Here is a 13710-nt window from a genome sequence, read left to right as displayed (position 1 = left end):
TGCCTCCTAGAACTAAGAAGAATAAACTAAACAAAACGACTAATTTTTTCATAATTTTAAATTTTATTGATTTAACAATTCAAACTTAAACCTATTTAAAACCAGTATTTTACGGAAATCCATAATCCGTAATTTTTATCTTCAAGAAATAAAAAAAGCTCCCGAAGGAGCTTGAAAAATTTATAATAGGAATGAGATCTAAATAATCCCCATATCTTTTACAATAGAAACCAAATGCACAGTATTGTTTGCCTTAAAAAAGTCTTTGAGTTTAGAAAGTCTTTTTTCCATGGCGCTTTTACTGCTCGGTTTTAAGCCTAAATCTTTAAGAATAACTATAATATCGTCTTGTGGTGTTCCAGATGATAAATGTTTTAGAATTAAAATATCAAAATCGTCTATTTCATAATTGTTTTTTTCATGAAGTGCAGAAGCAATTTCAGGTGAAATAAATTTTTGATCAGAACTCGAAATAATATTGATCGCTTTTTTAAGCTCTTCGATACTATTTAAGCCTTTTAATACAAAACCATCAATTCCTGCATTATCAAAAAGAGATTTGATTCGGTAGCTTTTGTCTTCTACAGAATAGGCTATAATTTTAATGTTAGGCTGCAGTTCGCGAGCTTTTTGAACAAGCTCATCTCCATTAACAATTTCTGCTTTGCGATGATCAGCTTTGAATGAAAGATCGCTTATCAATAAATCATAAGGTTCATTTTGATGAATTGCAGCGCGTATTTTTAAAAATGCTTCGTCACAAAATTTTGAATGCTGAAAATCTACTATATTCAAATCTTTTAAAACTTGTTGAATTCCTAAATTCATCACGTCGAGATCTTCGGCAATTATTACTTTTTTAAACATATGGCTTTTATTTAGGCAGCGTTATTTTTACTTTAAAACCTTTATCTGGTTCAGTGTCAAAAGTAATAGTTCCTTTATTTGCCAGAATACGGTTTTCCATATTTTGCAGACCATTTTTTATAATTTGTGTTTTTTCGTGGCCTTTTCCATTATCAGTATAGTTTATAAATAAAATATTTGAGTTGCTTTCAAACTTTACAACCACGATAGAAGCCTCACTATGTTTTTTCATGTTGACCATCAATTCATGCAATACGCGCTGTATTGCAATTTTTTTTAGGTCTTCAACCAAATCCCAATTTACTTTTTCTATATTATTAATAATAACATTTGTGTTGCTGCTATTATAGGTCGAAAGCATTTCTTTTAAATTATTCGGATAATTAGCACCAGTGTCTATATCATTGTTTTCTCGTGAAATCCCTCTGACTCGATTGTAAATATGATCTAGTTTTTGTAGTAAGGTTTCTTTAGAACTTTCGTTAGTTAAAGGCTGTGTCTGCGTGTACGTAATGGCATGAAAAACGTCGTTCGCTAATTCGTCATGAATATCTTTGGCAATTCTGGTTTCAGTATCATACGCCGTTTTTATTTTTTCGACTCTGCTTTTATTTCTATAGTATTTTCTCAGATAAATTAAGGCGAAGAATAATATAATGATTCCGGAGGCAAACAAAATTCTTTGGTATTTTGCTTCCTGAAGTTCTAATAAATTTTCAGCTTTCTCTAAACGAAGTTTCTGGTTTTCATCTTTCTCTTTTTTAGAGTCGTATTTAATCTTGGCAAATTTGTTTTTAAAGTTGTTGCGGATTTTTATAATGCTGTCACTTAGCGTGATGTATTTTTTTGCATATTTAGTGCTTTGATTTTTATAATTATTTGAAATCAAAAGCGATAATGCATCTAGACGTTCATCAATAGTATTTAATTTTGTTGCCTCATTATAAGCATCTAATGCGTATTGATTTGTTTTCTTTGGATCTGTATTAATAAAATATTCGGCTAAATGAAGATTACTTTGAAGAGTGCCATAGGAATCGTTTATTTCTTTTCTTAAATCAAAACCTTCATTCATCAACAAAAAACCTTTGTTGTTAATTCCCTTTTTAAAATAAGCATAACCCAGATTATCTGTAACTCTGGCTTTGGTTGTTTTTAGCGAATTATCGTTTAATATTTTTTTGCTTAAAATAGATTCTAAAATAAGGATCGCTTTATCATATTTTTTCTGTTGAATATAAACAACTGCGATATTATTTAATGGAGATTGTTTTGATATGGAATCAGTGCAGTCTTTAATTGCCTCTTTATAATAATAGATTGCATCATTATAAATAGCAAGTTCTTTATCTGCTATTCCGAAAAAATTATTGATAGAAGCACTGTAAACATTTTTTTTTGTAACAAAAGGCAATGCTTCAGTCAACGTTTCTTTGCTTCCATAATAATCGCCATTGATCTGCTGAATAGAAGCCATCTGAATTAGATTGTAAACGATATTGGCACTATCTTTTAGCGTTTCAAAAGCTATTTTTGATTTATTGAAGTTATAAAAGGCGCTATTAAAATTTTCTTTTTCGAGATTTGTTATTCCTTTTTCTCGAAAAGCTTTGGCTTCTTTATTTAGAGAGTTTTTACCACTAATAGATCCCGTTTTTTCCTCACAGGAAAGAAGAAAAAGAAAAATAAATAAATATAAAAACGGGGATCGTAACATAAAGTTTACTTTCCCCGAATTTACTAATTAAATTTATAGTAAAACTAATTTTATTTAGTCCTTAGTTGGCGGTGGTGGTACCTTAATCGGATCATCATCTGGACCATCAGCATAAGATGGCAGTGTAGGACTTACCGCTTTTTTTACCTCAGTTGCAGCTTTGTTTTCTGTCGTATCTTCGTCAGCTGTACAAGAAAATAATGTAGTTGACAATAGCGCGCACGCTCCCAATAAATATAATGTTTTCATTTTTTTAGATTTAAAAATTGGACATGGGTAGGGCCGTTCGGAACTTTTCCGAAATTTGTTAAATGGCAATACCAAGTTTTGTTTGGGAAGTGAAGTGCGTAGAACAGTAAGATTTTCATTTATACTTCCCAGATAAATTCCGTCTTACGGTTTTCCGTACTTTTAATAGAACTAGTTTTGTACATTTGTTTTTGACCTGCAGACCAAAACATTAACTAATTTTGTTAAGGCAAATTTATATGGAGTTTAACGCTGGATTGGTCAGAAAGTCAGGAAAGTCTAATGTATTTTTTTAAAGTCGAGGTAAGTTCTAAGAAGTCATAAGAAGTCGTAAAAAGTAGAATAAAGTGCTTTAGAAAAAGTTTTAAAAAGTTCAAATGTGTATGTCAAACTTTACTTTTGAAGATTACAGAAAAGCTATAAAAGCTAAATATGAAAAAGAAATTGAAGGGGATTATTCAAATAATTTAAGTTCGCCAACTACTGCAAATCTTAGAAATTTATGTATCAAAAGATTTACATCAAATACTAATAAAGAAGACTTAATTACTTTTGAATCTTTCTTTGATTTTCCATTTGATAAGGATAAAAAAAATTTATTTGGGGAAGAAGAGCTGAATAAATTAGAAGCCGTTAAGAGGTTTTTTTTAGGAAAAACAGAGAAGCCAGCCGAAGATACTATTCGATTGGCAGCAATACTTGTAGATCTTCAGCCAAGACCTTTTAATGAGTTTAAGAAAAAAATAGATAAGGAAGATTTAGAATTGATAAATGAGTTGAGACTTACTAATTTTGATAAAGATATTTCTTCTGATATTTTGAGGGATCAACTAGAAATAGAAACTTTAAATGATTCAACAACAGATTTTGTTAGGGAAAAACCAGAACTATTTAAAAGTCAGGAAGCTGAACCAATACCAAACATACTATCGACTTTTGTTACTGTAGGCAATAAATCAATATTCAAAAGAGTAAGATATGCAGTAATTATTACTATTCTCTTCGGATTATGTTTAATTATTTATTTAGCCTTGCGACAAAAAGAATGTATGCAGTGGTCAGGTGATCACTATGAAATTGTAGATTGTAATTTTAAAGGAGAAGGATTAATAACAGCCAATCCTGTTGAGGTGCTAGATAAAAATTTAGTTGGCCTTAAGAAAGTAAAGATTTGCGATACGACAGTTTATTTTGATAAAAATCATAATGCAATTATTTGGTATGCGAAAAGAGGAAATGGTGTAGATTTTTTTAATAGTCATGGAAGGCATCCTGAAAACAATAGTCCGCTAAAACCTGTTACAAAATATATTTTAGATAAATACATCAATAATAAAAAGCAGGAATAAAAAAAACCTCCAAAACTAATTTTGGAGGTTTTTATATAATCTTAATCTTTCCTCTTTGTTCTTTCCTCTTTGTTCTTTCCTCTTTGTTCTTTCCTCTTTCCTCTTTTCTCTTTGTTCTTAACTCTTTTACTTCTTAATTCTTAAACCCAGTATCCTCCGGAAATAAAATACTATTCAAATGAGTATCTCTATCATAAACATCTGGAAAAAAGCCAATTTGACCATCTCGATCTACCCAAGCCGTAAAATAACCAATGTAGATCGGAATTTTTTTCTTAAGCATACAAGGTGTTTCTTTTTCACCGCTCATTGCTGCGTTAATTTTTTCAACTGGCCAGTCTGGATAATCTCTTAACATAGAAATAGCCAATTCTTTTGCTTTTTCAACATTAATACATCCGTGGCTGAAAATGCGTTTTTCAAATCCGAACAAGGTTTTAGATGGCGTGTCATGCATATAAATGTCATTCGGATTTGGGAACATAAATTTCACCAAACCTAAAGCATTTTGTGGACCCGGTTTTTGTCTGACATTCCCGCCGTTCCATTCCATATTATGATCGGCTAGGTAATTTTTATCCTCAGCCATTTTTAGTTTCAGTTCGTTCTTAATTATACTGCTCGGCACATACCAATACGGACTAAAAACAATACGATCGATCTGACCGCTAAAAATTACAGTTTTAGTTAATGGAGTTCCGATAAAAACATTCGAAACAATATCATAATTTCCGTTTCTAACATAATAAAGCATGAAAGACGGAATATTAACCATGACAAATTCATCCTGCTTTTCTAACGTTGGCGGAATCCATCTGCAACGTTCCATGTTTAGCATAAGCGTTTTAATACGGTCGCTTATCGGCTCATTCATCTGATCTATAAAATCTTTTGTAATGATATAATTTGGTTTAAGGGCATAACGTGCTTTGTATTTCATGATTCCATCCATTAGCTCTTGGTCGTAGAAATTGCTTTTAGAATCTTTGGCTAAATCTCCAACAACAGCCAAACGCTGTCTTATGTCTGCAATGGTTTGTGAAGTGGCATCAGGTCTTAAATCTTGAAAAGTCGTATCCATAGCTATTTTATTCCATGTTCCATTTTTTTCGATGGCTCGATATTTTTTCAGTACTTCCTGAAGTTTATAATATTGACTGAAAAGTACCTTATCATTTTTCTGAAATAAATTCGGATTAGTAACAATAGAATCGAGCAAGGTTTGATAAGATATTTTTTTCTTTGGCAAATACCATTGAATTTTATCTTGTTCCGCCGCATCCATACCTTGATAGACATGTTTTGCATATAAAATATACATCGAAGTTAATAGAAGTTCAGTGTCAGAATCTGAAATTTTTGAAGTTGAATCTTCATCAAAAACTTCATCAATTTTATCTTTATACGGAATCTTTATTTGAACGCCCTCTTCGTAAGTCGAATTTAATTTATGATATAACAAATGCCCAAATTCGTTTATATCATTGCCATCATACCAAATTGCTTTGTATGCTTTTTTTGTATATAGTGCAGCAACGTCGTTTTGGTATTCCTTTAATTCAGTGTATTTTTTAAAAAAAGCAACGATCGAAGCGCTGTTTATAGTTGGTTCTGCTATGATAGTTTTCGCTGTTTCTAAATTATTTTTTGAATGAGCAAAAGTAGTGATGAAAAAAGTACTCATTAAAAAAATGGCAGTAAGGGTAAAATTTTTCATTTTTTATATTTTTCGTTACTAAGTCTTTTAAAAATTGATACAAAAACGGGAAATTTAAAAAAAATGACTTGGGGTAAATGCTATAGAAAAAAATTTTCTACATCAAATTTATAAAAAATATCTTTCAGATTTTCGAGTAAATCAAGGAAATATAATTTTAGCCGTTAACTCTAAAGAGAACGGTAATTTGAAATGAAAAATAAAGAAGTTTATTTAACATAAAAAGACTTATTTTTAAGAAGCGTCAGCAGCGCCAAAAAAGTCTTTCTAACAAAACTGCACAGGCATCAATATTATTGGCTTATAAAGATATTTGTCTCGTTATGACAGCAGTATGCTTTTTGCCCATTATAATTATTCTGCTTTTTAAGCTTTGGCGTAGACCAATTGAAAGGGTAGAACTGGAGCCAATCCCAATTTGATAGTGGAGAATTTCGGAATTAAAAAAAAGTATGTAAACAATATCCCTCAAAAACAATAAAAATGAAAAATTCTAAAATGACTAACCGGAAAGAGCTTTTTGAAACTATTTTGCATCTTTTTTTTATTTTCCTGATTGTCGGCTTTTGTTTCAAATTAATGTTGCCCTTTATAATGCCTATGATTTGGGCGGTAATATTGGCGATCATTTTGCATCCGTTTTTTAATTTTCTTCAGAGAGTTTTTAGAGGACGTAAAACTTTGGCTTCAATTGTAATTACAGTTTCTATTATAATATTGATGATTTTGCCTGTATTGTATTTCCTAAACTCAGTTACATCCAATTTCTTAGAATTAAAACGCGGTTTTGAAGACGGAGCACTCAAAATTAGCACGCCGTCAGAATATATCAAAAACTGGCCAGTAATCGGAAAACCTTTGCACAATTTTTTAGATTCATTATCTTCTGATCTGCAAAACAGTCTTCTAAAATACGGTGAGGAAATCAAAGATGTTTCAAAAGTAATTATGGCTGGAGTATTAAGTTCGGGATTGGCGTTTCTTCAGTTTCTTTTATCGGTTGTTATTGCGGGAGTTTTGCTTGTATCTACTTCCGCCAAAACAATGGCTACTAAATTTGTTATGAGAATTGCAGGAAATAAAGGCGAAGAAATTTTAGCGATTTTGGTTTCGACAACCTATCAAGTGGTAAAAGGTATTATTGGAGTGGCAATTATTCAAACTATTATTCAGGCAATCGGCCTTTATTTTGCAGAGATTCCTTATGCAGGACTATTAACTCTTTTATGCCTGATATTTTCAATCCTGCAAATTGGCCCTTTTATAATCAATATTGGAATTATAATTTATCTTTTCTCAACAGGAAACTCAGTCTATGCTATTTTCTGGACAACCTACTTTATTATAAGCGGACTTTCAGATAATATTTTAAAACCGCTTTTATTAGGAAAAGGCGCAATGGTTCCTATGCTTATTATTTTTTTAGGTGTTATTGGCGGCTTTATAATGTCTGGATTTATAGGATTATTTGTTGGACCAATTGTCTTTTCAATAGGTTATAAATTATTTATAGCCTGGCTTGATGAGGAGCCGGAAAATGAACCTTTGCTTGAAGAGGACATTCCGTTGCATGATGAATAAATCTTGTTATTGAATTAAAATAGTTTTACTGATAATATTGCTCGTTGCTTGATTAGGTTCATACGGCTGGTGACCGCCAACGGCTATTTTTAATTCGCCTTGATATTGTTGATAATTACCTTCTGCGGTAACATACGAAACATCTTCAGGAGAAAGTGTAAAGTGTATCGTTTTGCTTTCTCCTGCTTTAAGATAAAGTCTCTGAAAACCTTTTAAAGTTTTTAAAGGTGCTTTTATAGCTAAATCTTGATTTATGATGTAAAGTTGAGCGACTTCTTCTCCAGCGATTTTACCAGTATTTGTTAACCGAACCGTAACCGAAATAGTTTTTCCTTTGACTGTTTTAGCAGGTATTTTTAATTCGTCGTATTTAAAAGTGGTATAACTGAGTCCGTAACCAAATCCGTATTGAGGCGTTCCTTTAAAATAGCGATAAGTACGATTATCCATTTTATAATCTACAAAAGCAGGTAAATCTTGATCGCCTTTATAAAAAGTAATCGGCAGTCTTCCGGCAGGATTGTAATCTCCAAAGAGAATATCAGCCACCGCAGTTCCTGCAGATTGGCCTCCATACCATGAATTTAAAATTGCAGGAATATTTTCTGCCTCCCACGGAATGGCAATGGCACTTCCTGTCATCATTACAAAAGCAACTGGTTTTCCTGTTGTTTTTAATGCTTTCATTAAATCAGTCTGAACAGCCGGCAATAAAATCGAAGTACGGTCTCCACCAGAAAACCCAGGATAATTTACTTTCATTTCTTCGCCTTCAAGCTGAGGTGAAATACCGCCGACAAAAACAAAAGCATCAGCATCTTTTAAGCGATTAACCAGCGCATTGAAATCGGTTTTTTGATAATTTCCTGCATGCAGCGCTACATTTCCTTTTCCGTCTCCCTGCCAATATTCTACAACTAAATTGTAAACTGTATTTTTTGTTGTTTTTAATTGAAAAGTTTGTCCGCCCCAGCGATTTTTTGTCCATGCATTTAAAACTTCTTTTCCATTAATAATAAAGCGGTAACCGTCATCTGCAGTAAGTTCAAATGTAATTTTGCCGTCTTGATTGGCGGTGAAATTAGTTGTGTATCGTGCTGCAAAATTATTGGCCTTAATGTCTTTTGCAACAGCTTCGCCTTCCTGCCATAAATTATTAATTGCTGATTCAGTTCTGGTGTAAACGGGTTCTCCAGATAGGTTTTTATTATTGTAATATTCGGCTTTAAAACCTTGTTTGCCTTCAAAATTATATTGGTTTTTAAAATCAGAATACACGAGCAGAGTATCACTCGTAAAGTTGATGGCTTTTTCATAAATCACTTCCGTATCTTTTCCTGCTTTCTCTTTTATACCTTGCAAAACAGTTGACAAATGAGAAGGAGTTCCGTTGTAATTTCCTAAAATAGCAATCGAATTATCAGCATTAGGACCAAGAATGGCTATCTTTTTTAATTTTTTGCTGAAAGGCAGTGTGTTGTTTTCATTTTTAAGGAGAACCATCGATTGCTGTGCCATTTTTAATGCATGAGCTGCGTGTTCTTTACTTTCTAAAACAGATTCCGGAGTTTGAGCATATTTTACCATAGAAACCGGATCAAACATTCCAAGTCGAAATCGGATCATATAAAGTCTTCTTACCGAGATATCAATTTGATCTTCGCTTATTTTGCCATTTTTAACAGCTTGTACCAAAGCTTTGTATGCATCAGTACCACAATCGATATCAGTGCCGTGAAAAACAGCATCTGCAGCAGCAGCTTCAGCATCAGGATGTGTTTTGTGATTTTTAAAGAAATCGTCAATCGCCCAGCAATCCGATGTTACGTAGCCATCAAATTTCCATTGCTTGCGCAAAATATCATTCATCAAAAGATCGCTAGCACAACAAGGCTGTGTTCTAAAAGCATTGTAGGCACACATTACGCCGGCTACTTTTGATTCGGTTACTAATTTTTTAAACGCTGGCAAATACGTATCCCAAAGTTCATAAGGCGTTACATCTACATCAAATGTGTGGCGCAAAGGTTCAGGCCCGCTATGTACGGCGTAATGTTTGGCACAAGCGGCGGCTTTTAAGTATTTTGGATCGTCTCCCTGCAAACCTTCAACAAATGAATCTCCTAATACAGCTGTCAAAAAAGGATCTTCGCCATAAGTTTCCTGCCCGCGTCCCCAACGTGGATCACGAAAAATATTGATGTTGGGAGTCCAATAGGTTAACCCCAGATAACGCTCATTAGTTCGGCCTAAAGCAACAGCCTTGTTATAAATGGCTCTTCCTTCCAGAGCAGCATAATCGGCCATTTTATAAAGTGAGTTTTTATCGAATGTCGCCGCCATAGCAATGGCCTGCGGGTAAACAGTAGTTTTAAAAGGAGTTCGTGCTACGCCATGCAGTGTTTCATTCCACCAGTCGTAAGCCGGAATTCCTAAACGCGGAATAGCCGGAGATGAATTCAGCATCTGAGAAACTTTTTCTTCTAGAGTTAATCGGCTAACAAGATCGTTTACTCTGGTTTCGAAGGTTAAATTCGTATCCTGAGAAAGGAATTTTTCTTTTTTTTCCTGTGCTTGGCAGTAAATTGAAATAAATAAAAATATAAGGATTCGAGAAGCAGTAGCTAATTTTTTCATAGGATCTTATTTTTAGTCAATTTAGTTAGAATTCCGGTAAGCAAATGATGAGATAAAATTTAATTGCAACCGATTGTGTAAAGAAAGAAAAAATAATTTAATTTTATCGCAAAAAAGTAAGAATTTAAATCTTAGAAATGACATTCAGTTGATCTCCTTCAGCTTTTAGTGTAGATTTAAAAAACGTATATTTGCGAATTATTTTATTTATTAAATTTTTTATGGAAGAGAGTAAAGATGTTACCATTTATGACATTGCCCAGAGGTTAAATCTTGCAACTTCGACAATTTCAAGAGCTTTAAAGGATCATCATACAATAAGTGATAAAACGATAAAAAAAGTAAAAAAAGCAGCCGAAGAAATGGGTTTCCGCCCAAATACTTTAGCCGCTGGCCTGCGTGGCAATCAAACTAAAATAATTGGCGTCTTAGTTTCCAGAATCAACAGGCCTTTTATTTCTTCCTTGATCAGCGGTATTGAAGAAACCGCACAAAAGGCAGGCTATAGCGTCATGATCACCCAAAGCCACGATTCTTACACAGATGAGGTAAATTTATCGAAAGTGCTCTACGATAGCAGGGTCTGCGGTATTATTTGCTCACTCGCGATGGATACACGTGATACCTCTCATTTTCAGAAATTTATAGATAAAAGTATTCCGTTGGTTTTTGTAGACAGGGTTCCCAAAGATTTTAACACGTATCGTGTTATGATTGATAATTATTCGGCTGGCTATAAGGCAACTAAGCATTTAATAGAACAAGGATGCAAGCGAATTGCACACATTACAGGTTCACAATACAGAAACACTTACAGCGAACGCCGCAGAGGTTATGTTGATGCTTTGTTAGAAGCCAATCTTACTGTTGATGAAGATCTTATAATAGATACCGCACTAACTTTTGAAGATGGCGAGTCAGCAAGTAATTCCTTATTTGACATGCCAAATCCCCCAGATGGTATTTTTGTATCAAATGATACCGCAGCGGTCGGTGCCATTCAGGTCGCGAAAAAGCGAGGATTAAAAATCCCGAAAGATATTGCTATTATTGGATTTAACGATGATCCAATTGCTTCCATTATTGATCCAGGTTTAAGTACTATTTCACATCCCGCTGTGAGAATGGGGCAGACATCGGCTAAGAAAATATTAAATCATTTAAAATCTTCTAAAAAGAGTTCTGAATCTAAAAAAGATAATATTACTGAAGTTACTTTTTTAAACACAGAAGTTGTAGTAAGAGCCTCTTCAAACCGAAATAAATAAACACGTTTTTTTTATTATTATTTAAAGGCTGAATGAAAAAAATCACTTCAAAATTTTTTTCTTAAAACACAATGCTATATTTTTACGCAACCGATTGCAAGTTTGATAGAAACTAAAGGTGTAAATGGAAAAAATATAACATTTAATTTTAAGCTTAATGAACCATCAAAAGAGACATTTTGTATTGCTACATATTTTTTTGCTTTTGGCTTCGTTATCCATTTATGCTCAAAAGGATTATAAGTTATGGCTTCAATATGATAAAATAACCAAGCAAGCATTTGTTGCTGAATACAGCAACAGCATTAACGGAATTATTTCTTTAGAAAATACTGAAACTTCAAAAATTGCTTCAAGAGAATTGGAAACAGGCTTGACCGGCATGTTAGGGAATAAAATCAATGTTATTTCAAAAATAGAAGGAGACAATAAAATTATTATAGGTTCAAAATCTTCTTTAAATGCTGAAATTCAAAATACTTTAAATGCTGATTTTGAAAAAATAAACGAGGAAGGATTTATTATAAAATCGGCTGCTCTAAAAAATAAAAAATACATCATTATTACAGGCAAGAAAGATATTGGCGTTTTATATGGCGTCTATACTTTTTTGAGATTGATTCAAACCAATAAATCAATCCAAAATTTAAATATTGTAGATGCTCCCAAAACAAACATCAGAATCTTAAATCATTGGGATAATTTAGACAGAACTGTCGAGCGCGGTTATGCAGGATTCTCTTTATGGAATTGGCAAAAACTACCCGATTTTATTGATCAGCGCTATATTGATTACGCCAGGGCCAACGCTTCAATCGGAATTAACGGAACGGTTTTGACTAACGTAAATGCAAACGCTCTCATTCTAACGCCGCAATATTTAGAAAAAGTAGAAGCTTTAGCAGCTGTTTTTAGACCTTATGGAATAAAAGTCTATTTAACTGCCCGATTTTCTGCACCTATAGAAATTGGAGGATTAAAAACTGCTGATCCGAAAGATATCGCTGTCGCGAATTGGTGGAAAGAAAAAGTTAAAGAAATTTATAAACGAATTCCAGATTTTGGAGGATTTTTAGTAAAAGCAAATTCTGAAGGCCAGCCAGGTCCGCAAAATTACGGAAGAGATCATGTTGATGGCGCCAATATGCTCGCCGATGCAGTTGCGCCTTTTGGCGGCGTAATTATGTGGCGCGCTTTTGTTTATTCTGAGCATGATGCCAATGATCGAGCAAAACAGGCTTTCGCCGAATTTCAGCCATATGACGGAAAATTTAAAGATAATGTTATTGTACAGGTCAAAAACGGCGCAATAGATTTTCAGCCTAGAGAACCTTTTCATCCCTTATTTGGAGCAATGCCAAAAACGCCTTTAATGATGGAGTTTCAAATCACGCAGGAGTATTTAGGCTTTAGCACGCATTTGGTTTTTCTGCCAAAATTATTTCAGGAAGTTTTAGAGTCAGATACCTATCAAAAAGGTAAAGGTTCAACGGTTGCTAAAGTAATTGACGGCTCATTAAATCCGCACAAACTTACGGGAATTGCTGGGGTTTCCAATATTGGAAATGATATAAACTGGACAGGACATCCTTTTGCACAGGCTAATTGGTACGGTTTCGGAAGATTGGCGTGGAATCCGTATTTAGATTCTGAAGTTATTGCAGATGAATGGCTGCGATGTACTTTTTCTAACGATGAAAATTTTCTCAAACCTGTAAAAAAAATGATGATCGAATCTCGAGAAGCGGTTGTGAATTATATGACTCCGTTAGGTTTGCACCACATTATGGATACAGGCCATCATTACGGGCCGGGTCCGTGGGTTTCGAATTTATCAAGACCAGAATGGAATCCGACCTACTATCATAAAGCCGATAAAAATGGAATTGGTTTCGACAGATCTAAAACAGGAACAAATGCCACAGCACAGTATGCGCCAGAAGCAGGAAATATTTTTGATAATGTAGAAACCTGTCCCGAAAAAGATTTACTGTGGTTTCATCACGTTTCTTGGGATTATAAATTGAAAAATGGCCAAACGCTTTGGAATGGTTTAGCTTTAAAATATCAAGAAGGTGTAAATCAGGTTCAGGAAATGCAAAATACTTGGAACAAAACTGAAAAATATATTGACAGCGAACGCTTTAAAGAAGTTCAGATGTTATTAGAAATTCAATATAAAGAAGCAAAATGGTGGCGCGATGCTTGTTTGCTTTATTTTCAGCAGTTTTCAGGCAAAGAATTGCCAAAAGGAGTTGAAAAAACAACACAATCTTTAGACTATTTTCAATCCTTAAAATTTCCATTTGCACCTGGAAATTAATT

Annotated in this window: 9 protein-coding genes; 4 read left to right on the top strand and 5 right to left on the bottom strand. The window is 33.5% G+C overall.

Annotation, left to right across the window (positions count from 1 at the left end; translation table 11 throughout):
* Nucleotides 1-198: 198 nt before the first annotated feature.
* The 3 genes from IR010_RS12645 to IR010_RS12635 are packed head-to-tail and all read right to left on the bottom strand — an operon-like array spanning nt 199 to nt 2833.
* Nucleotides 199-867 carry a response regulator gene (locus IR010_RS12645; RefSeq protein WP_194604325.1) on the bottom strand — a complete coding sequence of 223 codons (669 nt, stop codon included), beginning with the start codon at nt 865-867 and terminating at the stop codon, nt 199-201.
* Between the two features lie 7 nt (nt 868-874).
* Nucleotides 875-2584 carry a tetratricopeptide repeat-containing sensor histidine kinase gene (locus IR010_RS12640; RefSeq protein WP_194604322.1) on the bottom strand — a complete coding sequence of 570 codons (1710 nt, stop codon included), beginning with the start codon at nt 2582-2584 and terminating at the stop codon, nt 875-877.
* A gap of 54 nt (nt 2585-2638) precedes the next feature.
* Nucleotides 2639-2833 carry a hypothetical protein gene (locus IR010_RS12635; RefSeq protein ID WP_194604319.1) on the bottom strand — a complete coding sequence of 65 codons (195 nt, stop codon included), beginning with the start codon at nt 2831-2833 and terminating at the stop codon, nt 2639-2641.
* Between the two features lie 383 nt (nt 2834-3216).
* On the opposite strand from IR010_RS12635, the gene IR010_RS12630 reads away from it, so the two are divergent.
* The gene (locus tag IR010_RS12630) at nt 3217-4182 is read left to right on the top strand and encodes a hypothetical protein (RefSeq protein WP_194604316.1); all 966 of its coding nucleotides are present in this window, start codon (nt 3217-3219) and stop codon (nt 4180-4182) included.
* A 133-nt stretch (nt 4183-4315) separates the two neighbouring features.
* On the opposite strand, the gene IR010_RS12625 is transcribed toward IR010_RS12630, so the two are convergent.
* Nucleotides 4316-5899: a murein L,D-transpeptidase gene (locus IR010_RS12625; RefSeq protein WP_194604313.1), complete on the bottom strand. Its 1584-nt coding sequence runs from the start codon at nt 5897-5899 to the stop codon at nt 4316-4318.
* A gap of 483 nt (nt 5900-6382) precedes the next feature.
* Here IR010_RS12625 and IR010_RS12620 point away from each other — a divergent pair, with 483 nt between their 5' ends.
* Nucleotides 6383-7480, top strand: coding sequence for an AI-2E family transporter (locus IR010_RS12620; protein WP_194604310.1), 1098 nt, complete (start codon nt 6383-6385; stop codon nt 7478-7480).
* 6 nt (nt 7481-7486) lie between these two features.
* On the opposite strand, the gene IR010_RS12615 is transcribed toward IR010_RS12620, so the two are convergent.
* Complete coding sequence (locus IR010_RS12615; RefSeq protein WP_194604307.1) at nt 7487-10117, bottom strand: glycoside hydrolase family 3 C-terminal domain-containing protein; 2631 nt, start codon at nt 10115-10117, stop codon at nt 7487-7489.
* 221 nt (nt 10118-10338) lie between these two features.
* On the opposite strand from IR010_RS12615, the gene IR010_RS12610 reads away from it, so the two are divergent.
* Together IR010_RS12610 and IR010_RS12605 are read left to right on the top strand one after the other, a co-directional pair.
* A complete protein-coding gene (locus tag IR010_RS12610; RefSeq protein ID WP_194604305.1) occupies nt 10339-11385 on the top strand; it encodes a LacI family DNA-binding transcriptional regulator in 1047 nt (348 codons plus the stop codon).
* A 157-nt stretch (nt 11386-11542) separates the two neighbouring features.
* Complete coding sequence (locus IR010_RS12605; RefSeq protein ID WP_194604302.1) at nt 11543-13708, top strand: alpha-glucuronidase family glycosyl hydrolase; 2166 nt, start codon at nt 11543-11545, stop codon at nt 13706-13708.
* The last annotated feature ends 2 nt before the right edge of the window (nt 13709-13710 follow it).

It is taken from the genome of Flavobacterium sp. MR2016-29 (genome assembly GCF_015350695.1).
GTDB lineage: Bacteria > Bacteroidota > Bacteroidia > Flavobacteriales > Flavobacteriaceae > Flavobacterium.
Note: the sequence above shows the minus strand (reverse complement) of the source record. Positions and strands in the feature narration are given on the sequence as shown.